21 protein-coding genes and 2 pseudogenes are annotated in these 21,766 nt (G+C 42.0%); 7 read left to right on the top strand and 16 right to left on the bottom strand.

Annotated features, from left to right (window positions below; all coding sequences use genetic code 11):
• Positions 1–78 precede the first annotated feature (78 nt).
• From C7B77_RS05185 to C7B77_RS05235, 11 genes and pseudogenes are all read right to left on the bottom strand, one after another.
• Positions 79–783, bottom strand: a pseudogene (locus tag C7B77_RS05185) (reverse transcriptase N-terminal domain-containing protein); the annotation flags it as partial.
• Between the two features lie 697 nt (positions 784–1,480).
• Positions 1,481–1,777 (bottom strand): fertility inhibition FinO-like protein, encoded by a 297-nt coding sequence (locus C7B77_RS05190; protein WP_106300989.1) that lies wholly within the window; start codon positions 1,775–1,777, stop codon positions 1,481–1,483.
• A gap of 34 nt (positions 1,778–1,811) precedes the next feature.
• Positions 1,812–2,174 carry a type II toxin-antitoxin system PemK/MazF family toxin gene (locus C7B77_RS05195; RefSeq protein ID WP_106300992.1) on the bottom strand — a complete coding sequence of 121 codons (363 nt, stop codon included), beginning with the start codon at positions 2,172–2,174 and terminating at the stop codon, positions 1,812–1,814.
• Positions 2,167–2,448, bottom strand: coding sequence for a hypothetical protein (locus C7B77_RS05200; protein ID WP_146138191.1), 282 nt, complete (start codon positions 2,446–2,448; stop codon positions 2,167–2,169). The genes C7B77_RS05195 and C7B77_RS05200 overlap by 8 nt, the downstream gene beginning before the upstream one ends.
• Before the next feature lie 54 nt (positions 2,449–2,502).
• Positions 2,503–2,733 carry a hypothetical protein gene (locus C7B77_RS05205; RefSeq protein WP_106300998.1) on the bottom strand — a complete coding sequence of 77 codons (231 nt, stop codon included), beginning with the start codon at positions 2,731–2,733 and terminating at the stop codon, positions 2,503–2,505.
• Between the two features lie 219 nt (positions 2,734–2,952).
• Positions 2,953–3,204: a hypothetical protein gene (locus C7B77_RS05210; RefSeq protein ID WP_106301001.1), complete on the bottom strand. Its 252-nt coding sequence runs from the start codon at positions 3,202–3,204 to the stop codon at positions 2,953–2,955.
• Between the two features lie 69 nt (positions 3,205–3,273).
• A complete protein-coding gene (locus C7B77_RS05215; protein WP_106301004.1) occupies positions 3,274–3,720 on the bottom strand; it encodes a recombinase in 447 nt (148 codons plus the stop codon).
• Positions 3,721–3,735: 15 nt separating this feature from the next.
• Positions 3,736–4,140, bottom strand: a complete 405-nt coding sequence (locus tag C7B77_RS05220; protein ID WP_106301007.1) for a hypothetical protein — start codon at positions 4,138–4,140, stop codon at positions 3,736–3,738.
• Between the two features lie 107 nt (positions 4,141–4,247).
• Entirely contained in the window at positions 4,248–4,589 is a 342-nt protein-coding gene (locus C7B77_RS05225) for a XisI protein (RefSeq protein WP_106301010.1), read from the bottom strand.
• A gap of 138 nt (positions 4,590–4,727) precedes the next feature.
• A complete protein-coding gene (locus C7B77_RS05230) occupies positions 4,728–5,150 on the bottom strand; it encodes a carboxysome distribution maintenance protein McdB (RefSeq protein ID WP_106301013.1) in 423 nt (140 codons plus the stop codon).
• A complete protein-coding gene (locus C7B77_RS05235) occupies positions 5,151–5,930 on the bottom strand; it encodes a ParA family protein (RefSeq protein WP_106301017.1) in 780 nt (259 codons plus the stop codon).
• A 284-nt stretch (positions 5,931–6,214) separates the two neighbouring features.
• Here C7B77_RS05235 and C7B77_RS05240 point away from each other — a divergent pair, with 284 nt between their 5' ends.
• From C7B77_RS05240 to C7B77_RS05255, 4 genes are all read left to right on the top strand, one after another.
• Positions 6,215–8,545: a DUF3987 domain-containing protein gene (locus C7B77_RS05240; protein ID WP_106301020.1), complete on the top strand. Its 2,331-nt coding sequence runs from the start codon at positions 6,215–6,217 to the stop codon at positions 8,543–8,545.
• A 349-nt stretch (positions 8,546–8,894) separates the two neighbouring features.
• Positions 8,895–9,107 carry a hypothetical protein gene (locus C7B77_RS05245; protein WP_106301023.1) on the top strand — a complete coding sequence of 71 codons (213 nt, stop codon included), beginning with the start codon at positions 8,895–8,897 and terminating at the stop codon, positions 9,105–9,107.
• 41 nt (positions 9,108–9,148) lie between these two features.
• Positions 9,149–11,875, top strand: a complete 2,727-nt coding sequence (locus tag C7B77_RS05250) for a TM0106 family RecB-like putative nuclease (RefSeq protein ID WP_106301026.1) — start codon at positions 9,149–9,151, stop codon at positions 11,873–11,875.
• Between the two features lie 161 nt (positions 11,876–12,036).
• Positions 12,037–13,455 carry an ATP-binding protein gene (locus C7B77_RS05255; RefSeq protein WP_106301029.1) on the top strand — a complete coding sequence of 473 codons (1,419 nt, stop codon included), beginning with the start codon at positions 12,037–12,039 and terminating at the stop codon, positions 13,453–13,455.
• A 313-nt stretch (positions 13,456–13,768) separates the two neighbouring features.
• Here C7B77_RS05255 and mobV read toward each other — a convergent pair whose 3' ends face one another.
• The gene (mobV, locus tag C7B77_RS05260; protein ID WP_106301032.1) at positions 13,769–15,406 is read right to left on the bottom strand and encodes a MobV family relaxase; all 1,638 of its coding nucleotides are present in this window, start codon (positions 15,404–15,406) and stop codon (positions 13,769–13,771) included.
• A gap of 210 nt (positions 15,407–15,616) precedes the next feature.
• On the opposite strand from mobV, the gene C7B77_RS05265 reads away from it, so the two are divergent.
• The 3 genes from C7B77_RS05265 to C7B77_RS05275 are packed head-to-tail and all read left to right on the top strand — an operon-like array spanning position 15,617 to position 17,570.
• A complete protein-coding gene (locus C7B77_RS05265; protein ID WP_106301035.1) occupies positions 15,617–16,057 on the top strand; it encodes a hypothetical protein in 441 nt (146 codons plus the stop codon).
• 12 nt (positions 16,058–16,069) lie between these two features.
• On the top strand, positions 16,070–16,792 hold the full coding sequence (locus C7B77_RS05270; protein ID WP_106301038.1) for a P-loop NTPase family protein: 723 nt from the start codon (positions 16,070–16,072) through the stop codon (positions 16,790–16,792).
• 1 nt (position 16,793) lies between these two features.
• On the top strand, positions 16,794–17,570 hold the full coding sequence (locus C7B77_RS05275) for a DUF6753 family protein (protein WP_106301041.1): 777 nt from the start codon (positions 16,794–16,796) through the stop codon (positions 17,568–17,570).
• A gap of 723 nt (positions 17,571–18,293) precedes the next feature.
• Here C7B77_RS05275 and C7B77_RS05280 read toward each other — a convergent pair.
• The 4 genes and pseudogenes from C7B77_RS05280 to C7B77_RS05295 form a co-directional block, all read right to left on the bottom strand.
• A complete protein-coding gene (locus C7B77_RS05280; protein WP_106301043.1) occupies positions 18,294–19,127 on the bottom strand; it encodes an ACT domain-containing protein in 834 nt (277 codons plus the stop codon).
• 222 nt (positions 19,128–19,349) lie between these two features.
• On the bottom strand, positions 19,350–20,204 hold the full coding sequence (locus tag C7B77_RS05285; RefSeq protein WP_106301046.1) for a tyrosine-type recombinase/integrase: 855 nt from the start codon (positions 20,202–20,204) through the stop codon (positions 19,350–19,352).
• 144 nt (positions 20,205–20,348) lie between these two features.
• Complete coding sequence (locus C7B77_RS05290) at positions 20,349–20,759, bottom strand: hypothetical protein (protein WP_106301049.1); 411 nt, start codon at positions 20,757–20,759, stop codon at positions 20,349–20,351.
• 26 nt (positions 20,760–20,785) lie between these two features.
• Positions 20,786–21,691, bottom strand: a pseudogene (locus tag C7B77_RS05295) (reverse transcriptase domain-containing protein); the annotation flags it as partial.
• Positions 21,692–21,766: the final 75 nt, after the last annotated feature.

Consider the following 21,766-nt stretch of genomic DNA (forward strand, 5'->3'; position numbering starts at 1 on the left):
AATACCTTGAGGTAGGTATTATCTCGTGGTTGTTTTGACTCACCTAGAGCATTACCACTGTACGCTTCGCAGCGCACCCACACCACCTTGAGGTGTTCCTTGGTCGGGGAATTCTACATTGGTTCCGGCTTTAAGACATCGAAAAATGCCCAGCTTTAGCCCTGATGGGGCAATTAGATTATCCATGATTGAGGTGTGTGAGATTCTGTCGAAGCACTTCTCGATATCTAATTCGATAACTCGTTTATTGATACCGTTGCAGCTAGAGCGAAGGTTAGCAAAAATGAAGTTCTGGGCATCGTGTGCCGAGCGTCCAGTTCTGAAACCGTAGCTCCGTGCGTGGAAGGTTGCTTCGTGTGCTGGTTCGAGTGCGAATTTGGCGATACATTGCCAAGCTCTGTCGGCGATGGTAGGTATTTTTAGTATTCGAGTTGTTCCGTCTTTTTTAGGGATGGGAATTTCTCGTAAGCCTTCATGTTTCCATGTATTAACCTTCGACTTGAGTGTGTCACTTAGGGCAAAGCGTTCTTCAAATGAGATTGACGCTTTCCCGTCGATACCTGCCGTTTTCTTACCAGCGTTTAGCTGAGTTACCTGACGAATTGCCAGTAGCCTAGCGGCTTTGGATTTGAGAATCAGTTTTTGAAGTAACCGCGCTTTCCGCTTATCTCCAATTTGAACCGCTTTGAATACGCGACGTTGTAAGCGGAATAGATTACGTCGGAATTTCTTCCAAGGTAAGCTAGCCCAAGATTCACTAGTGTTTAAACCGCGACTAATCATGCTTTACTCTGTTTTGTATTTTCTGAATACCTTGCGGCAATTACGCCGCATCCTACCCGCTGCTGAGGAATTAATCCGCTCGTCTGGTCTACTTTACACTCGACAGTGCATAGACCTCAGCATCGTTTTTCTTCGTTCCGTCCATTTGATTGTTTGTCCCTTTAGATGTAGCCAATTCAACCGCCAGAACCCCTTACTCATACAGCTATCGACATCAGAATGCTGTGGGATACTAATCTCTGGCGAGGTCAGTCTTTGGTATTACGACTGCCTGAAACTAGGTTGCTTTTCTAGGCTCTGTTTCATCATGGGGACTCCCTGTTAGCCGCAGTGTCGTTTGTAATTAGCGTCTGATTCAGCCCTGTTCCCAGCTTCACTCTCACGAATTCCGAGTCGTGTCGGTGTGGGCAGATCAGGAGTCAATCCTGAGTTTGGATGGTGAGGCTCACACTCACATCAATAAGGACAGTTCAACTCTCCTCGTGATTCGTTGTCGAGTCTAGGAAGTTGGTAAGTTTATTTACGGACTGATTACCGTGATTCACTTACAACGAATCGCACGATGTCTGTATCGGTTGCTTGTGTCATATTGGTAATAGATATTTAAAGGTATTTGCGGTTCCTAACCGCTGGTATCCCCGTTAGTTTGGTCGCTGGCGGGGATACTCTCATTTTAGGGGTTAACTCCTCCTCTCTACTATCCCTCAGCAGCCTCTACAACCTTCGGTTTCTTTTCAAATACCTGAATGTTCGCTCCATCTAAAACGAAGCCTTCTGGGGTCATTGCACCCATCTGTCCGGTAATTGCTGCTACCCACATTGGAAAGTTTGCTTGGGCATCTGTGAGCTTCTTCCATACCTTGGGCTTAACAGTCACAGCGAAGATCCTGCCATTGCAGTCCAATTCAAAGTACTGCAAGCCATTTTCAACGGTCTTAACTTCAGGTAATTCGCTAATCTTGATGGTGAGTTCGAGTTTTCCGGTAGTAGCCATAAACTAAATTCGTTGATTTGGTGTAATAAAAACGTTAAATTTCTGCCTCAATCACGGTCACAATCGAGACGGTAATTGAGGCGATTTCATCTGGAGAAAGTATCCCTAACTTCTTGATAAATCGTTGAGTATCGACACCTCTAAGTTGAAGTGTATCCACACTAGAACTCTTACTCAAACCATTGTCAACATTGGGATCGAGCCTGACATGCCATAGATTTCTGGAATACCGATCTTTCCAATCGGTGATGGGAGCTACTAGCTTGATTGGCAATACGCCAATTTCATTCGAGCTGATTACTACTGCTGGTCTAATTTTCCTGATCTCTGTACCCAGAGTGGGGTCGAAATTTACTAACCAAACCTCTCCTCTTTGTGGTTGATTTGAGCTAGTCATCGATAATATCTCCAGCCATTAGTTCTCGCCATTCATTTGAAGATTGGTAATGCGTGAGCATCTCCTCGGCTTGTTGGGAGAGAATAGATCTTCTCTCTGCCAGAGGCTTACGCAGAAAAGCTCTGCGCTCATCTAAAGTCAGTTCGTTTGAGGGATTTTCTGTCTGTTCCGGCTGTGGGGCTATCGACAATAATTTGTGTTTGACTAAATCTCTCTCTTCAGGTGGGAGATTTTCAACCATTTGTACGATTGAATCTACTAGTTGAGTATTCATAGCTTTAATACGTTCTCCTGCTTTCTTAGATAACGTTGGTATCGAGCAAATATTTTAAGTTGATAGATTTACTTCACGTCCTGATGTCCGCTCTCTCAAGTTAGAGAAATCATCTTCATCATAAAATATTTTTTCCTGTTCTAAAGTATTTCTAAACTTTTGTAAGTCACTCCATAGGTCATTACCACGTTGTTGTTTTCTTTGTTGATGGATTAACTCAATTAAGCTATCTTGTTCCCGTACAGACAAGACTCGGATAGAATCAACTATTTCTTGAAAAATCATTATTTTATCTCCTTGTTTTTAGACCATCTGGTGTAGTTTTGGCTGAATTCTAATTCAGGCTGTTGTCATATTCATCTTTAGATAAAAAGCTAAATTTAGCTTTTTATCTATTGTTCTTCGAGCGAGTTGTTACCGTTTCTGAGAGCGATCGGGAAGTAGGGCAGAGTGCTAATTTGTCCTGTGCTATTGGTTCGATCAATGAGTGGATAACGCTGACCGTTAAGCATTGGCTTGTTCCTGGGCAGTGGCGAGTAGGTTGGATAGAGCTTGGATGGATTGATTATCTGTTTGAGGCGACCAGACTACGGCATCAGTAGCAGCAAGTTGCTCTAGTAAAGTATTCTCTGAGTCGCTGGTTTCTAAGTTGCACCCTTCTTCTTTAGCTACTGCTAAAAGTAAAAAGTGAATGAGTCGGAGCTTATCTTGATGAGATAGTTGGCTGACCGTGGGTAAAACTTGGATGAATGTCATATTTTTCTGGCTACTTATAGATTGTGTATCGTGGAATCCCCAGTAGATCTGATGTTAGGAATTGAGTTACTACCATTCATCATCCATATCTTCATTTGCCAGATCGTCATATTGTTTAAGTGCTTGAATCCATTCCGGCAACTCTGCTTTTATTGTTAATTTTAATTCATTTAGATCGTTGGAAGTTACTAGACCTTTACCCAGTAGGAAAGTATAGAATTTTGTTATGCTAGCTGCATTACTCTTTATATGTGCTTTGCTAGCCCACATCGCTTTCCTTATAAACCAATCTCCCAAGAACGTACTTACATCGCCAATGCCATCTTGAGCTTTAATAGGCTCTTCATAATAGAGTAAGTATTCATTAATGTAAAAACTAATGTTTGAAATGTGATTATTTATTGTTTTCTCTGATAGATTTGATGATTGAAGCCAAATCTTAAATTCAGATAATAGTTTCTTATTCGCGGCTATAATTTTTTTAGAGTCAGCCTCGTAATTAGCATAATCGTCCATTGTTTACACCTTAGATTACTGAACGAACTTTTTGATATGGTCGAGATATCCTTTCCGTCCATTTTTCTTAGTCCAGAATTTAATCGATGATTGAATTCGTTTGAGACAATCGACAATATTTTGGACAGTCTTCGGTGCCATCATTTCATCAAACAGTTGCGCTCTTTCATCGAGTTTAGATCCTCGTCCTAACCGTAATTCACAAATATCTTTCACTGCTACGGCTACCATTGCGGATAAGCCTTTAACTTTGGATGGTGAGGCAAATCCACCTTTAACTTCAAGATTATAAGTGTGAATTAATGATTCAATCGCATTCAGTACTTCAGCATCAATTAGATCCGATGCAGATCGATATACCTGGACAATCTCAAACTCCATATTCTGGAGTACATCAAAATGTTCTTCTTCAACGCTCATAATTATTCTGTTTATATCTTTAACTATTTTTGCTCTTTATGGATTTCAGAGCAATACTTTACAGTGTTCGTGTCGTGCTCTGAATGGGATCTGACATACTGCCATCCTTAACCCACTGCATATCCAGAAAACTGACGCATAAACGGTGAATGCAGTCCAATCACAATATTTTCTTTCGGCACACCCCGTTCTACCAATCGTTCCGCTAGATTAATTTCAGTATTATTGCGCTGAATCCACACCTTACCATTCTTGATATCGATGTGAACGAGCGTTCCATACACATATTCCTTTTGATTCCACCCAACATCGATTAATAGATATCGATCGTGTTCTGTATCGAAAACGAGCTGTTCTTCAATCCCATTAGCATTACTAGAATCGGTGTATCCGCGAATTTCTGTTAACAAATCTTGGGCAATTTGTCGATATTCTTTTAACTCAACCATTTTACAATTACCTCGTTTTCAGGATCGTAAACCATCAACAGGCTGTCACTCTTCAATAGTAACGCTGACCGTTAAGCATTGGCTTGTTCCTGATATATATCTTTAGCTAAAAAGCTAAATTTAGCTTTTTAGCTATTACTATTTTTGAAGCATGGTAAGTAGCCTTCTTGTCTTCCCTGCTTGCTTTCGGGAGTTATAGCGTTGTTTGGCTTCCACTAGAATCCGCTCTAGAAATTCTGGCTCTAGGTCTGATAAGCACCAAGCAGCTTCTAGAAATAACTCCACTGTGATTTTGTTGTCTCTACAGAACTGAGTTAAATCTCGATCGATTCCCTTTTCTAGCACTATCCCTGAATGTCTGACAGTTTCAGGGAATAATGCTAATTCTTTCTGTAAGGCTTCAATAGAATTATCTTTAACTGGTTCTAAGTTATTCCGATCTTCTAGAGCTTCAGTTATCTCTTGTTTTGGGACTAAAATATCTTCTCTTGTCGATACTGTTGCTCTCGATCTTTTATCCCTTAGCTTTGCTAATACACTATCCGAATTACCTTGGGTCATTTATTTATCCTGTTTGATTAACTCAATTTTCTCTAATAAAACTTCTAGAGGATATTCAAGATCTGGATATCCCAATGCTGATAGAGTTTTTTGCTGGTTAATAGCTTGTTTGTAACGTTCAGATTCTCTAATTGATGGTAAGACTAGCTCCTCACCAACCTCTTCCTTCATCCCCTCGATCGCCGATCTACTCTCTTGACTTTGGTTAGCACCAATCCATCGATCTCGAAAGGGAATGATTCCGATAGTCTGAGCCTGAGTAGCCCCAACGCCTTGTAAGTTACTCATTAAGTCTATGGTTCTAATCAAAGAGCCATAGCCCTTGACTGAAGCTTCTGCGGGTATCACAACCACATTCCCAGCCCCAATCACTGTCATGCAGATTTGAGATCGCTGTGGGGGGGCATCGATCACACAAAACTCAAAGGTCTTAGCAATTGGCTCTAACCGCCTTTTAAGTACCATCGCCCCAATCCCACTGTTAGCTAGATAGTCCTGGACGTTATCCAACTGGTCGTCTGAGGGGATTAGAAACAGATTCTCGTTCATGGTCAGGGGATAGATACAATCCTCTAACTCAACACTGCTCTTGATACATTCCAGTAATGTAGGTGAATTCTGCTCTAAATCTAGCCCTAGCCAATCAGTCAAATTGTGCTGAGGATCTGCATCGATAAGGAGAGTTGAATGCCCACGATGAGATAGGAGCAGCCCCAACAGCATCGACACTGTGGTTTTCCCCTGACCTCCAGATAGAGAGGAAACAACTATAGTTAGCATTAGTTAATTTTAGCTTCTACATAATCATGTTATCACTAAAAAGCTAAATTTAGCTTTTTAGTTAATTTGTTTAAAGGCTATTAGCTGATTTGGTTAAGGAAATCTTGACAGATCGGGGCTAATACTGATGTGGGGTAAAATACAGCCAGGAATATTTGTTGTTATCTGCTGATAGGCAATGAAACGACAAAACCCCGCTAACTACCACGAAAGCGGGGTTCCGCACCCAGACTTTGAATACTGGGTGTTGTCCAAATTAATTTAAATCGTAAGTACATTTTACCATGCTAGAAAGTGATGGTGCATCAGTTGTTGCACCTAAAATTGAAGATCTCCATAAAAGTACCCCTAATAAACATAGTGGTAGTAACAAGTACATCAGATCGAGCATTAAATCTCCCTGTCCTGTCTGTGGACGAGTCAAAGATAAAGATTGCAGCCTACACCCAGACGGCAGAACAGCCCACTGTAAAACCTATGTTGATGGGATTGGGCATGATTCCTCTCAATGGCACTATAACGGGGCAAATAAGCAGGGCTTTCAAGGAATCTTCGTTCTCAAGCAAACAGAGCCAGAATTTGTTAAGTCACCGCGTCCTAAGAGCAATAAGTCTTACTATTACCCTAACCGCGATGGTTCTCCCCTACTACGAGTCAACCGGATCGATAAGGGAGATGGTAAGAAAGATTTTTACCAACAGCATTGGAACGGTAGTAAGTGGGTCAATGGAAATCCAGACCATATTAAACGGCTAATCCCGATTTACCGTTATCCAGAAGTCCAACAGGCAATCCAACGTAAAGAACTAATATTTGTAGTCGAGGGAGAGGCTACAGCGGATGCTTTATGGGCATTAGGTATTGCTGCGACTACTACCATTGGGGGGAGTGGTGGCTATGCCAATTACGGATCTTATCTAGAGGATTTATTAGGGGCACGGTTGGTACTAAGTCCAGATCGAGATGCACCAGGGCTTGAGTATATGTCCAACTTCCTGCGGGACTTCTCTAGCCAGATTGAAGGCTGGTATCTTGCGGGGACTGTGGGGCTGTGGAAGAACCCAGCGGGGGGAATGGATATTGGGGACGATATTAGCGATCGTCAGTTAACCAAAGAGCAGATCCTAGCCAAAATCATTAGCTCTGATGCCGTTGGTGACTATCTCACTAGTCCAGAACCAAATATCTCCCCAGATGAAGATGAAGAAGAGGAAAATAGTCAGTTTTTACAAGTAAAGCTAGGCAGTCTGCTAGAGATTAAGGGTAAGAAAGCCCCACAGCTATTTCAAGGAGATCTGGGTAAGGCTTTAAAGGTAACGGCTCAGAACTTCAATATCTCATCGGAAATACTAGTATTCTGCCTACTCCCAATCCTCTCTGCTCGCATCCCCTCAGAAACCCGTTTGATGATTAACCCTGGTACTCACTATCTAGTACCAGCCTTACGCTGGACTGCTTTAATTGGGGAGACTGGCACCAAGAAAAGTCCGGTACTGAAGGCTTTGTTAGCTCCACTATTGAACATCCAGAAACAGATCTCTGCTAAATACAAAGCGGAGAAGGATGCTTACGACAAAGATTATAATCTCTGGAAAACTGAGAAGGTTGACAAGCGTGGGGAAGAACCAATACCCCCAGCTCCGATGTTGGACTGTTATTTCTCTGACTTTACGATTGAGTCGATCGGGCAATCCATCAGCGATCGTCCAGATGATAGTTACTTGGTGTTTGTCGATGAGTTGGCAGGGTTCTTTAAGTCAATGGATGCCTACCGTAAAGGCGGGGGCGATCGTCAGAAATGGTTGGACTTATACAACGCTGGGGCATTGAAGATCAACCGTAAGGGTTCGCCGACTATTTTCTGTCCCCATACTTCTGTCAGCATCTTAGGGGGGCTACAGCCATCAGTGTTGGCTCAAATGATTAAGGATGACTCTAGCGCGGAGGATGGGTTATGGAATCGATTTATGTTCTGTCGTCTGCCCCAGACTAAGACTGATGCGTTTAGTCATAATTCAGTTTCTCTGTTTGAGTGTCTCTTAGCACTCTATACAAATTTATCCTCGGCTCCAGTCATCGAACATATCCTCTCAGACGCAGCGAAGACACTCTGGAAGGTGTGGCATGACGATATAGAGGATAAAGTCATGGTGGAGGCTTCGGAGCTGTTGAGAGGCACCTATGCCAAGGCTGAGGGGATTGCGGGTCGAAATGCTCTGATCGTCCACAGGGCGATTGCGGCACAGCAAGGGGTTGTCCCAGAACTGGCGATTGGTGGTGAGGTGATGGCAATGGCGATTGAGTGGACTCAATGGGAACTGGGGCAGACTTTACTGGAATATCAACGGTTGGGATTGACTGACGATCCTGAGCTATCGAGGATCTTGAAGTTTATCGATAAGTTTGAAGGAAAGGGTTGGATAACTGCTCGGATGGTAGATCGATGGTGGTCAACCAAACCTCATCCACCAGCTAATGAGCTTAGAGAGTTTATGGCTAAGATCGCAAAACTTGGATATGCAATCGGTAATGACAAGCCCACAGATTCCAGCCAATATCAAATTCAGATCTTAGGAAAATGCACTGACAACACTGACAAAGCTTCTGTAAGCTAATTACAGAGCCAAAATATCGTGTCAGCATCGCTACTGACAAGTTTTAACTCTAAAATGCTATAACTTAGACACAGCAAGGATTGCAGAATTGTCAGCATTGGTACTGACAATTCACTGACAAACTGCGAGAACATCATCAAATGTTTTGGCTGTCTCCAATCAATTTGATTTTGTCAGTACTTTGTCAGCATCGGCACTGACAAACCTGAAACGTTGTTAAATCGCCATCATAAAGGTTCTGCCAGGATTTTTGTCAGTAGCTATACTGACAGCATCAAAGCTATACAGGGTAACAATTTCAGCAACTTTGTCAGTGTTGTCAGTGCGTTTTCTATAAATTCAAATTTACATGGCTTCGATTGTCGATCTAGAATACGCATTAACCGAAGCTCGAAGACATCAGCTTACGAGCAGATTGACAAGTTCGCTCGTGACTAAAATTGTGACTACCGTTAGTCACCTTTCTCAACTCGTACAGCGAAGCTTTGCAGGTGGCTCTATTTCTATTTCAACGGCATTGATGAAATGGGCTATTAACCATACTCAAAAACTGGGCAAATGATACTTACGCTTAGATAGTTATCCTAGAACATAATTCATTCCATGAGTATCGTAATAACTTCTGAAATTTTACAAGCATACTCTCTATGTCCTCGCAAGGCGTATTTGTTAATGTATGGTAAAAAAGGAGAAACACTACATGAATACGAACAAATCCTGATTAGAAATCAACTTGAAAATCAGTCTAAAAATTGGGAAATTATACAGCAGAAACATATTAATGTTTATCCATATAGCATTTCAAATCTTGAGAATGGATACGAGGTTTTAATTGATGCCAATTTAGCTGCTGATAAGTTTCAGGTTAATTGTTCAATATTATTAACAAGAGTCAACAATCTGAGTTACGAGCCAACGATTTTTATTGGAACCCACACTATCAATAATACGGACAAAATTAGCTTGATGTTCGTTAGTCACGTATTGACAAAAATTCAGGGCAATACACCAGAGACAGGGTATATTGTCAATATAAAAGGTGAGTCACGACGACTCAATCTCAAAGAAAGTCATAAAGTTATCATGCCATTACTGGAACCATTGCAAGAATGGTTAAATCAGTCTTCTCCAGAGGAGCCGCCTGTTATCTTAAATAAGCATTGCTCTCTGTGTCAGTTTAGAGAGCAATGCAAGGCAAAAGCAATACAAGAAGATAATTTAAGTCTCTTAGATAAAGTTACTTCTAAAATAGTTACTCAATATGCAAAGAAAGGCATTTTTACTGTCAAACAACTTTCATACTTATTTAAACCTCGAAAGCGTAAGAGACGAGCTAAAAAACCTCCAGCGTTAACCCACGATCTTAAATTGCAAGCCCTTGCCATTCGTACTGGTAAAATCTATTTGCAAGAGATACCATCTATTAAACGACAAGAAACTGAATTATATTTAGATCTTGAAGGATTACCTGATTTGAGTTTGTATTATCTAATTGGGCTATTAGTTCGTCAGGGTGATAATATAAGCTATTATCCTTTTTGGGCAGATTGTATTGAAGATGAAATAAAAATTTGGCAGAATTTCCTAGAATTTATTGCTCAATATGCTGATATACCAATCTATCATTATGGCAGTTATGACTTACGTGCGATAAAAACCCTAGACAAAAGATATGGAACTGATAATCAAGCACTTATAGCTCGTTTATTTAATGTTAATAAAGAAGTTTATGGAAAAGTGTATTTTCCAGTATATTCTAACAAATTAAAGGAAGTTGCAAATTTTATTGGAGCTACTTGGACAGAAACTGATGCATCTGGAATACAGAGTCTTGTTTGGCGACATTACTGGAATGATAGCTACGAGACTCAATATAAATCAAAACTGATAACATACAATCAAGAAGATTGTTATGCCTTAAAACTATTAGTTGATGAGCTTGAAAAAATTAAGTGTTCTGCTGATGTTTTGTCTGATGTTGATTTTGCTCAATCTCCTAAATCCCAAGTTTCAAAAAGTGGAGAAAAAATTGGTAGCCAATTTGAGATGATTCTCAAGTTTGCCAGCATTAAATATGAAAAAAAGAAAATTAGTTTTAGCCAAGGGCAAATAGTTGAAGGACGTAAAAGAGGGGGAGCAAATCCATCAAGAGCTGTACCGAAACCAAATAAAATTGTGCAAGTACCACAAGCTAATACTTGCTTGAAGTGTGGCTATAATCCACTTAGATTAATGGAAATCAGTGCAGCTAGAACCATTATCGATCTTGCCCTTACAAAAAATGGGATTAAGAAGATTACAACAAAATATATTGGTTTTTATGAATACTGTGTTCAATGTCATCGAAAGTATTCTCCTCCAAAAATTTTAGAGTTTGAAAGTCGTCAATTTTATGGACATAAATTTAAATCATGGATTGTCTATCAAAGAGTCGCTTTAAGGTTGCCCTTTGAAAGCATTCTTGAATTAGCAAAAGAGCAGTTTAACGAGGAGATGTCTTCTACTCGAATTACATATTTCTTGAAAAATCTTGCTAAATATTACGCAGAAACTGAAAAAGCCATTATAAGACAATTATTAGAAAGTCCTTTTGTTCATGTTGACGAAACAAATTTCACTATCAACGGAGTCAATTGGTATGTATGGGTATTTACCAATGGTAAATATGTGATTTTTAAGTTAACAGAAACGCGAGAGACTGGTATCGTTCATCAAATTTTAGATAAATATGAAGGTGTCTTAATTTCCGATTTCTATACTGGTTATGATTCTGTTCCATGCAAACAACAAAAATGCTGGGTACATTTAATTCGCAACCTCAATAAAGATCTTAGAGAAAATCCCTTTGATATGGAATATGAAGGTTTAATCTTAGGAATTAGAAATTTAATTATACCAATTATGGAAGCCGTACAAGAAAATGGATTAAACAAACTTAATTTTCAAAGATTTGAGAAAGAGATCGATAGTTTTTATGAAAACTTCATTGAAAACAAGCACTATAAATCAGATTTAACTTCAAGATATCAACAGCATTTTAAGAAGTATAGAGATGCTTTATTTACCTTTCTTAGACAAGATGAAATACCTTGGCACAATAACACGGCAGAGAATGCAATTAGACATGTTGCTATACAAAGAGACATTTCCAAGGCTTCTTTTCATGAAGAGCCAACTCGAAATTATTTAGTTCTACTTGGTATTCGTCAAACTTGCCGTTACCAAAACAAATCATTTTTTAGCTTCTTATTTTCTGAGGATACTGATTTAGATAATTTCAAACCTAGAAAAAGCAGGCATAATAAAAAACAAAAGCTCACATACTCGTGATAAACTGCGATAAGATCGTTTGTTATTTTTGAATTAATCTACCAACAAAAATCCGCAGCTTTCACGAACTTAAACAATCCATACTCCACAAAATCTTCACGGTCGAACTTACAGACAACACCGCTAACCGGACAACAAAAACTGCTCAGGAGACAAGCAATATGATTACCCTTGAAACTCTTGAAAAATGGTTGACGGCTCCGGCTGAAACAGAGCGACTGGAATTTAAAGAAGCCAAGCACCAATTTGAGATCGCCAAACTGTTGCGCTACTGTGTTGCCCTTGCCAATGAAGGAGGTGGATATCTGGTTTTTGGCGTAACCGATCAGCCCCCGCGTCGGATTGTCGGTTCCCAAGCATTTCCATCCCAGACTTCCCTCAACGACATCAAAGCGCGAATTGTGGAGAAACTTAGATTTCGAGTGGAGGTGACAGAATTACAGCATCCCGACGGACGGGTGCTGGTTTTTGAAGTGCCGACTCGTCCTGTCGGGCAACCATTAGCCTTCGATGGAGCTTATTTGATGAGAGCAGGTGAGGATCTAGTCCCGATGACCCCAGATGTACTCAAACGCATTTTTGCCGAAGACCAACAAGATTGGTTTTCCCAACCCGCTCGGTCTGATGCTAGTCCTGACGATGTAATCGCGTTGCTCGATAGCCAGACTTACTTTGAACTCCTAAAAATTCCCTATCCGACTAATCGCGATGCTGTGCTGGAACGATTACAGAGTCAAGATTTAATTAAACAGACAGCCTCAGGTTGGACAATCTCCAATCTCGCAGCCATTCTGTTAGCAAAAAAACTGGATGCCTTTGTGCCAGCATTGGCGCGTAAAGCATCCCGCGTCGTGATTTATGAAGGCATTAACAAACTCAAAACCCGCGACGACAATACATGGAACAGGGGATATGCCATTAGCTTTGAAGGGTTGGTAGATTTCGTCCACTCAGCAGCACCGCAAAATCTCTTCATTGAAGAAGTTGTCAGGGAAGAAGTAAAGATGTTTCCGAAACAGGCTTTGAGAGAACTTATTGCCAATGCTTTGGTGCATCAAGATTTTCTGGTCACGGGAGCTTCGGTAACAATCGAAATGTACGCAGACAGGGTAGAAATTTCTAACCCTGGCATCCCACCAATTCAGGTCGAACGCTTTATCGATGAATATCGTTCCCGCAACGAACGACTCGCCGACTTGATGCGGCGGTTCGGTATCTGTGAAGAAAAAGGTAGTGGTATCGATAAGGTAGTGACAGCGGCAGAAGAGTTTCAGCTACCAGCACCAGATTTTCGAGTGGGCGAGACTCGCACCACAGCATTATTATTTGCCCATCAAGATTTTGAAGATATGAGTAAATCCGACCGGATCAGAGCTTGCTACCAACATTGCTGCTTGTTGTATGTCAGCAATCAACGCATGTCTAATCAGACGTTACGGGAACGATTTCACTTTGACGAGTCAAAGAATGTTCTCGTTTCTCAGGTAATTGGTGCTACCAAGGAGGCGGGGTTAATTAAAGCAGACAATTCTGCATCTAGCTCTACTCGTTATGCTCGATATCTTCCGTTCTGGGCATAAAAGTGGTTAAAAGCAAATCGAAATCGGTAGCAGTCAAAGCCTGAAACCCTTATAAAATCGGCTAAAAAGTGCTTAAAAGCAAATCGAGATATAAACAAAAAGCCGGAACTAGCGACCCGCCAACCAGTCACGCTCAACCCTATCACTAAATTGTGTGGCGGGTGCTGGTGGAGGCGACCTTCTCACCGATCTTGGCTTTGTCACATCAATACCCTCACCATGCCCTCAGAAGTCACTAGAGCTAACAATTTGCCAAACCAAATTCTTTCGTTTCCTATAGGGAACGAAAAACCAAGCCGAATTTAAAATCGATTTACATCCCCATCTCATAGCCGTAAGACTCCTCAATCTCAGCAGCCTCCTTCACATTCACCAGATAAACCTTCTCAATCGACTCAGCCAAATAAGCCTCCAGATCCTCACCCCAACTCTCCGACTGAGGTAACTCATACTCAACCTGTCCTGGTAGGTTATAAAACTCCGCCTTACTCCCCACCACCACATCCACCCGATGTAACTTATTCCCAGGCAGCCAACCCCCCTCATGTCCTGCCAAAAATAACATAGTCTCCTCAGTAGGATTCAACGTTGCATAAGCCATTGCCTCCAGCGGGTCATCAATCACCACCACCTTATCGATTTTCCCCTGGGGTGAAGATTGAAAATAATACCAACCCACAGACAAACCAGATCCCTCAATCGACTCACTAGGACAATCCTTCACACTCAGATAGATCGCCGTTGCACCAGTTACCTTCTCATCAAAATCCCGATGCAAACAAATTAACCTCCCCTTTTCATCCGCATAAATTAACCCCTCCTCATGCAACCGTTCGACCAACTTAGCAGGTAGCCGTTTAGTCCCAGTCAGATAATCCTTAACCTCCCCCCACTTCTCCCGCTCTGGTTTGGGAGGACTGAACCGAGCGGGGAGCTGCTCAGTGACAATCTGCACAACTCGGTCATTAACCAGTTGTATCGTGGCAACTACACCAAACCGCTGAGTCAACCATCGGGTAGCCCCTTCCAGATCGGTTTGACGATTACTCATCACCAAATCGATCGCCTCTATCCCCTCATCGATTTCCCCCAGTGGTAATCTCAACTCACAAGCCACCTGTAAGGGCGATAAAGGGGCTTCAGAACCACTCAAAGCTAAATCCACTTGCTTCTGTACCCTTAACTCCTCCTGAGCCTTCTCAAGCCTGTCTGAGAGTTCATCTCGTTTCTCGGCTACTAGCTTCAATCTTCGCTTTAACTCCTGGTGTTCTCTTTGCATCCGAGCGTAAGCCACAGCCCTCGCTTGAACTGCTTGGAGATCGTTCGTGTTTACTTGCTCGCTAGCAGCATTAACCACCGAGTAATAATCCTTGACAGTGGTATGTTCGGCTTGACTGTTCTTCACCCCACGTTCTAATCCCAGATGTTGAGTAGCAGCAGCATAGCTATCTTGGAAAGCAAACATCTTCGCTCTCCCACCAAAGATTTTCTTACAGTTGAGCTGACCGTTCTCATCGGTAGGCACTAGATAAGCATGGATGTGGGGGGTCGCTTCATCGAGATGGAGTTCGGCTCTAACGATCTTGTCCCCATACTCCTGCTTCAACCAGTCAACCGTAGCCTTCTTCCAGTCAGCTAATTTATCCGCTTGATAATCTCCATACTTGCTAGGGTCGTCGGGTCGGAAATATTCGGGACTGGCAGTTAATAAAATTTCGACACAGTGAACGGCATCAGTTCTAATTTTTCGCTTTTGTGGGACTGAGTGGATTTTCTTATGTACGACTTCCCCCAGGGGTGCATGGCGGTCGTCAAAGTAAATCAAAGTCTCGTTGTGTTCCAGCATAGACATATTTGCATTGGGAGTTTTTCGCCCTCTGGAAACGTGCATTCCACTACCAGCAATATTGACTTGTTTGAGCTTGGCTATTCTGACGATCGCGTAGGGCATGGGGAGAGAATCTATAACTAAGCTAGGGGGCAGTCCCACAGGGCGAAGGAAGCTTTTATTTGAGCGTTAGCGTCCCGAAGGGCAAATAAAAGTGTACTGAGTACACCTTTCGCTTTTTCTAGGGTACCCATCTACAGCCTAGTACTAGCACCTGATAGGTCGAACAGCCAATATGGGCATACTAAAATCACCCCTTCCATTAGCTTCGATATGCCCAAAACGATCAGGATTGCTAAGACAGCGATCGATGATGCCATTAGTACTTTTAGTGACTTACCAGCTAAGGCTCCTGCTGACTATTCCCTTAGAGAAGCAATCGGGCAGATCTTACCTGCAATCAACGATCTGATTAAAAAGGGGTATAACCTCGATGAAATCAGTCAGTTACTCACCCAAAAAGATATTGCAATTAGCAGTGCAACACTCAAGCAGTATCTCCGAGATTTTGGGAAGTCTAAACCCAAACAATCTCGCTCTAAACCACCAGTAGTTACACCAGATCCCATACCCGATGCGGTAGTAAGTCCAGAGGTATCTAAACCTAAAGCTGGAAAGAACCCAGTTGTTAAAGATGCAACAGTCGATAAACCAGCATCGACAGAGCAACCATATAAATCACCGCCAAAGCCTGGAGCCGAACAGTTTAAATAATCTAGCTAATATATGACGATACATTTTATTGATGGCGAAAAAGGTGGTGTTGGTAAGTCCTGGTTTGCTTTTTGTATGACTGAGTATTTAGTCTCCAAATTGATATCGCTGTATCTGTATGCCGCAGATACCAGCAATCCTACGGCAACGAGTAAGTACAAGGATAAACAACGGTATGCAGAGTTTTATGACGACTCAGTTCACTACACGGTGTTTAGTGAAAATGAGAAAAAGATCGACTATCCAGATTCAATTCTAGAGATGGCATTAAATCGGACGGTAGTAATCGATCTCCCCGCTCAGGTTTATACACCAATGAGTAATTGGCTCGAACAAAAAGAGATCTTTACGATCGGTAAGCAAAATAAAATTGATTGGGTGAGATGGTTTGTCTGTAACGGTCGAAATGATTCGATTAATCTATTAATTAGTTCGGCTGATTTTTATAAGCATCAACAGACTGTGGTAGTGCGGAATTGGGGCTTATGTGAAAACTGGGACTTATTCGACGAGAGAGAAGATCTCCAAGCTACGATCAAAAAATACAAGATGCAGGTGATCGATTTTCCTAAGCTTGCCGATAGTAAGGCGATTAGGATGGATGCTAATAACTGGACGTTTGATGAAGCGGTCGAGTTAGGTAAGTTTGGCATGGTCGGGAATAGCGATATTTACCGATACGTGCAGAAGGTTTATCAGATGTTTGAATCTACCAAGCTACTGGAGGCTTTATAAAGTGGCTTTGGAGTTTAATGGATCGAAGAATGCTAAGGAGCTTGAAGCTCTGGATGTGCTGTTAAAGGGTAAATCTGATGAGTATAAGGGGCGGGTATTGCAGTACGTCCGCGATGCTAAGGTCGATGCTAACGATCCTACTTTCCTGTTGATGGCTGCATTGGGAAATCTGGATATAGCGTTAATAGATTTACCCAAGGAGATCGATGCTAGTGGAAAGAAATCTAGTACTGAGATCGGTAAGATGATTTCTGAATTGAGGACTTTGCTTCAGAAGGCAGTCAAGCAAGCTCAGGAACAGATCGAGGCGATCGATGATACTGAGGGGAGAATCAAACAGCAGCTAGATACCTTTGAGGTGAGGGTAAATGAGACGCTAGCTGCTTTAAAACATTACAGGGATGAGAGTTATAAAATCCTAAAGGTTTCTCAGGGGAGTTATCAAAAAATAGTCGATGACAGTTTTACTCAGAATGCTGTGTTACTGGCTAAGGTTGAGAAACTGGGTAGGCAGTTGGAGGAGGAACGGAATTTGAGGATGGAGAAGCCTTGGAAGAATGCGGTTAATTTACCGCCTATGGTGTTGGTTGCTGTAATTGTTTTGCCTTTGGTGGTGGGGATGTTAATTGGGAGTGGTTTTAATAATCAGGCTTCGGTTAGTGTGGAGCGGTTGAGGAGTCAGATTTATGAGACGTTTGAGAAGCCCCAGGAGGAGATGATTAGGAAGATTTTGATGGAGGAGGAGAATAGGAGAACTCGTAAGAAGAAGAAAGGCTAAAACCTGACACTCGCCACTACACGATCGGTTCGAGTTAAACTCGCTCTTAATTGGGCGAGTGTGGGTTTTTGCCGTCAGGGTTTAATTCTTGAGATTTTGGTGGGGTAAAAGGGCATGAGTAGCAATGGAACTTTAGGCTATGAAAATACAGGGTAGCAGTGGCTTAAAAACCAAGCTCTGACTTCAGAGCTTGGTTTTTAAGCCTAGCTATTGCTTAGTGGTGAAAACCCAAAATTTGGGCAATCAAGATTAGCAGGTGGCCAATCAATTCGATCCAATCAGTCAATTGAAACATTTTAACCTCCATGAAATTTTTTAATGTGGCAACGTAGCAAGGAGGGTTGATTAAAGACGATCTAAATCCCTAGTCTCCATCCAGCTACATTCATACATAAGAGATATCAGACCTCCACAGATCGAACTGTAGCGTAAAATACAAAACAATATTGCTTATAAGCTTCTGTGCGAATAATCAAAAAATAATCAAAAATAAGTGAATATAAGACTTTAAACCTCTGTGTATTAATGCAAATAATTTATACAGTAATTTCAAAAGTAGCCCTTGTGACAGTTTTGCAGTTTTGCAAAGAGTATGATGGTTAAGATCTAAATCTCTAGGTACTTCAATCCTTGAAGTATTAAAAATGCAGGGATAACTTTTGTTGTCCCTGCAATAGTCTAGAAATGCCGTTGCAGTGAAATCAAATCTTACCCCTACTCTTTTCAAATGGGTAACTTAAAATCGGTGATAATCTGATTGATATTAGTTTTTCTGACCTCTTTAACACTTTCTAATTCCCGAATTTCCTTAATAAGATTTTCCAGAGACTCAAAATTGGTGATAACGAGTAGAAAGTGTGTTTCGGATATCTCACTTTCATGAATCTTTCGATAAGTGGACAAAACACCAATTTCGTTTTGGGCGATAACCGTTGTTAGATCGGACAAAAGCCCAATTCTGGCATAAGCCGTTATTTTAATAGAAGTACTGCACTTGCACCAAGGGATAAGGAGATCCGTTTCACGTATTTGTTTCTTTGTGTCTCCACTATTTAGTTTATTCATACTAACTATTTCTTTAGTAAGTTTTCCTTTTTCTGCATACTTTTTACAAATATCTTCGACTTTCAGCCCTTTGATTTCTTCAATAATTTTTAACAAGTCGATATTAACATCCTTAGGGATTCGGACAATAATATCACCATATCCTTGAGTAGTATTCAAAGATTCTTTAAATGTGCTGACTGTTGATGCACCAATAATAGAAATATTATGTTTTTTGAAAATGTCACAGACCAGGGAAAGTGTACCGATAAGATCCTCAATTTGCATTCTGAAAATTACGTTAAATCCTGTTTCTGTACCAGTATTTTCTGTTGTTCCATAAAGAACTACTTCTCGATTCCCGATCTTATCTAAAAGCTTGCTAATCGAAGGCTTGTCACCATAGAAACAATCGTGTGCTTTCGCCTGTACTTCAAGCTCCTCTCTTGTATTCTGCCGAATCCGCAGGTTGAGAGCCGTTATTGATTCTTCTTTCGCTTCAGATCTAGCCATTTATTTGTATATCTTTGTATTTGTTCTTTAGTATAGATTCCTTGATTATAAGTTATTTCAACTGATTATTTTTATAATACAAGAAGTAGTTAGCGCAATATAAGATCCAGTCTAAAAATTAGTTCTGGACTTACAGTCATTGAATAAATCTAGAGTAAATCTGCCAGTACATCAGTAGCTTTACCCTGGTGCGGATGGCGATTATCATCATGCAGACCTCAACTAAAAATCAATATACTGACTACTCCCCTTATCAGGACTGATATGCAGATACTTCTCAGTCGTCGTCACCGAAGCATGACCCAGTGATTGCTGCAACAGTCGCAAATTACACCCAGCCTCTAAACTATGGGTTGCATGAGAATGTCTCAACCAGTGACTACTAGCCCGCTCGTCTACCCCCGCCCGTTGACAAGTCCGCTTAATCATCCGGTGAATGACACTCCGTTCCATCTGTTTCCCCTTGCCACTCACAAACACCCACTGACTGGCACGGTCGATCTGTTTAAACTCCAACACCTGTCGCCATAACTTAGGTGGGATAATCACCACGCGGGTCTTACTGCCCTTCCCAAACACCGTCGCTTTGCCCCCACCCTCCTGGTGCGGTTTCAAATCGTCCCAGGTCAACCCCACCACCTCAGACACCCGCAGCCCACACCCATACATCAGCGATAACATCAACCCATCGCGGTGGGTCTTAGTAGCATCGATCAACCGCTTCACATCCGCTACCGTCAAAATCTTTTCAGCTAAGGCTTCCTTCGTTTTAGGCGGTTTAATGAAACTGCCAATGTTAATTGGTAGATACCCGACTTTTACCGCAAAACTAAATAACGACTTCACCACCAACACCTTATTCGCTACCGTAGTCGGCTTAAATCGCGCCTCTAAGCCCCTCTTCCAGATTTGGAGGTCATCTAGCCTCACTTCACTTAACGGCTTGTCTACGAACTCGATAAACTTGGCTACCGTCCCTTTAAAACTGGCTTGAGTAGTGCGAGACTTATCAGCCATCCAAATTAAGATTAACTCGCGATCGGATTGGGCATTAGTGATATTAGAAGGGGCATCCATCGGTATAAATGCACTAACAAGTACATCAATATAGAGCCTTTTGGTGTAACTGGGGAGGATGGACGAGTTACTACCCCAATTTTTCAGGTTTTCTGGGGTAGTAACTGGTGTTTTAGGGGTTACTACCCCAATGAGTCAGGATTGTCACGGTTTGATGCTGATGCCAAAAAACAGGAACCGTCCCAAAGTCAGTAAGATGCCACCGACGATCGTGACCGTCAGACCCGTAAATATATTGCGCTGCGCTAGTTCCTTCCCATCCAACCGCGTACCCAACCCTTTTGTCCGCTCGTCAAACTTCCCAGCCAGGGTATCGATCTTCCCGTCTAATTTGGTTTCTGCATTAGTAATTTGACCGCTCAATTTAGTGTCGAGATTGGTAATCTGTCCCTGGACACCACTAAACCCCAGCCGCATCTCTTCGCGGAGTCCAGTCACCGAACTGGTGAGATCGGCGATGGCCTTGGTATTGGCGGCGATCGCCAAGGCGTTGGCTTCTTGGGTTTTAGTCAGGGCTTCAATCGATCTGGTATTCCCATCGATCGCTGTTTTCAATTCCCTGGTTGGGTCGAGGGGGGCTATTAGACCCCGCCCCTCCCAGTTAGATCTGGACGTGCCCGTTTCCGGGCATCCAGCTCCCGATATTCCAGCCGAGGGGCTTTGCTCATGTGAGTGTGTTGATGGCATGATTGATGGAGAGCTTCAAGATTTTTGAGATTCCAGTTGTCGTGATTGCCGTCGATGTGGTGTAAATTCACTTTCTCTTCGGAGGTAAGTTTATACCCACAACTTGCACATGAATGGTGTTGTCTGTCTAGAACTTTAGAGGTTAAACCGTCGTAGAGTTTACTGTTGCGTTTACTCCAATACTGGACATCACCATCGTATGGAGATTTTTCTCCTTTAACCATAGCGTGTCGGTTTTCGGCGTAGGAGACTTTTGGAAATGCTGCATCTATCAATTTCTTGGCAGTGCGAGAGTTCTGTTTAGTCTCTTTGTTGAACACCTTGAATGTGCGTGACTGGATGTGCCAGAGAGAGTTTCTTGTCCCATCCATCTTGCAGTATTTATGGTAGTTCCGCCATCCTCTAACAATCGGGGCTAGTTTCGTAGCTTTGACTGTTGCACCATAGCTCGAATTGTTGATGATGTATTTTACTTTCTTACGGAATGCGTTGAAGTTATCCACTGAGGGAGTGCTTCTAAACTTGCCGTTTTGCTGGACTTTAAAGTTCCAGCCGAGGAAATCAAATCCATCTGTCGTAGCAGTGATTTTGGTTTTTCTTTCACTGACTTTCATTCCCCTTGCTGCTAAGAATTGGTTGATTTTGTTAAGTATTTCATCTGCATTGTCTTCGGTTCGGAGGATAATCACCATGTCATCTGCATAGCGGATAGATGGTTCTTTCCACGCAGAGGCTGTGGTCCGATATCGATGGATACGTTCGATTCCGTTGAGTGCGATGTTAGCTAACAGAGGACTCAATGGAGTAGGAACAAAGCGCACCTCTAAACCTTACGGTTTATGTGTTTCTTCATTCCTCTCCCCAAACCGGACGTG

Origin of the sequence: Chamaesiphon polymorphus CCALA 037 (genome assembly GCF_003003845.1) — a bacterium.
GTDB classification, from domain to species: Bacteria; Cyanobacteriota; Cyanobacteriia; order Cyanobacteriales; family Chamaesiphonaceae; genus Chamaesiphon; species Chamaesiphon polymorphus.

Excerpts from the sequence above, each read along its gene's own strand:
- C7B77_RS05190 (WP_106300989.1), bottom strand. The coding sequence starts at position 1,777 with ATGGCTACTACCGGAAAACTCGAACTCACCATCAAGATTAGCGAATTA.
- C7B77_RS05195 (WP_106300992.1), bottom strand. The coding sequence starts at position 2,174 with ATGACTAGCTCAAATCAACCACAAAGAGGAGAGGTTTGGTTAGTAAAT.
- C7B77_RS05200 (WP_146138191.1), bottom strand. The coding sequence starts at position 2,448 with ATGAATACTCAACTAGTAGATTCAATCGTACAAATGGTTGAAAATCTC.
- C7B77_RS05205 (WP_106300998.1), bottom strand. The coding sequence starts at position 2,733 with ATGATTTTTCAAGAAATAGTTGATTCTATCCGAGTCTTGTCTGTACGG.
- C7B77_RS05210 (WP_106301001.1), bottom strand. The coding sequence starts at position 3,204 with ATGACATTCATCCAAGTTTTACCCACGGTCAGCCAACTATCTCATCAA.
- C7B77_RS05215 (WP_106301004.1), bottom strand. The coding sequence starts at position 3,720 with ATGGACGATTATGCTAATTACGAGGCTGACTCTAAAAAAATTATAGCC.
- C7B77_RS05220 (WP_106301007.1), bottom strand. The coding sequence starts at position 4,140 with ATGAGCGTTGAAGAAGAACATTTTGATGTACTCCAGAATATGGAGTTT.
- C7B77_RS05225 (WP_106301010.1), bottom strand. The coding sequence starts at position 4,589 with ATGGTTGAGTTAAAAGAATATCGACAAATTGCCCAAGATTTGTTAACA.
- C7B77_RS05230 (WP_106301013.1), bottom strand. The coding sequence starts at position 5,150 with ATGACCCAAGGTAATTCGGATAGTGTATTAGCAAAGCTAAGGGATAAA.
- C7B77_RS05235 (WP_106301017.1), bottom strand. The coding sequence starts at position 5,930 with ATGCTAACTATAGTTGTTTCCTCTCTATCTGGAGGTCAGGGGAAAACC.
- C7B77_RS05240 (WP_106301020.1), top strand. The coding sequence starts at position 6,215 with ATGCTAGAAAGTGATGGTGCATCAGTTGTTGCACCTAAAATTGAAGAT.
- C7B77_RS05245 (WP_106301023.1), top strand. The coding sequence starts at position 8,895 with ATGGCTTCGATTGTCGATCTAGAATACGCATTAACCGAAGCTCGAAGA.
- C7B77_RS05250 (WP_106301026.1), top strand. The coding sequence starts at position 9,149 with ATGAGTATCGTAATAACTTCTGAAATTTTACAAGCATACTCTCTATGT.
- C7B77_RS05255 (WP_106301029.1), top strand. The coding sequence starts at position 12,037 with ATGATTACCCTTGAAACTCTTGAAAAATGGTTGACGGCTCCGGCTGAA.
- mobV (WP_106301032.1), bottom strand. The coding sequence starts at position 15,406 with ATGCCCTACGCGATCGTCAGAATAGCCAAGCTCAAACAAGTCAATATT.
- C7B77_RS05265 (WP_106301035.1), top strand. The coding sequence starts at position 15,617 with ATGCCCAAAACGATCAGGATTGCTAAGACAGCGATCGATGATGCCATT.
- C7B77_RS05270 (WP_106301038.1), top strand. The coding sequence starts at position 16,070 with ATGACGATACATTTTATTGATGGCGAAAAAGGTGGTGTTGGTAAGTCC.
- C7B77_RS05280 (WP_106301043.1), bottom strand. The coding sequence starts at position 19,127 with ATGGCTAGATCTGAAGCGAAAGAAGAATCAATAACGGCTCTCAACCTG.
- C7B77_RS05285 (WP_106301046.1), bottom strand. The coding sequence starts at position 20,204 with ATGGATGCCCCTTCTAATATCACTAATGCCCAATCCGATCGCGAGTTA.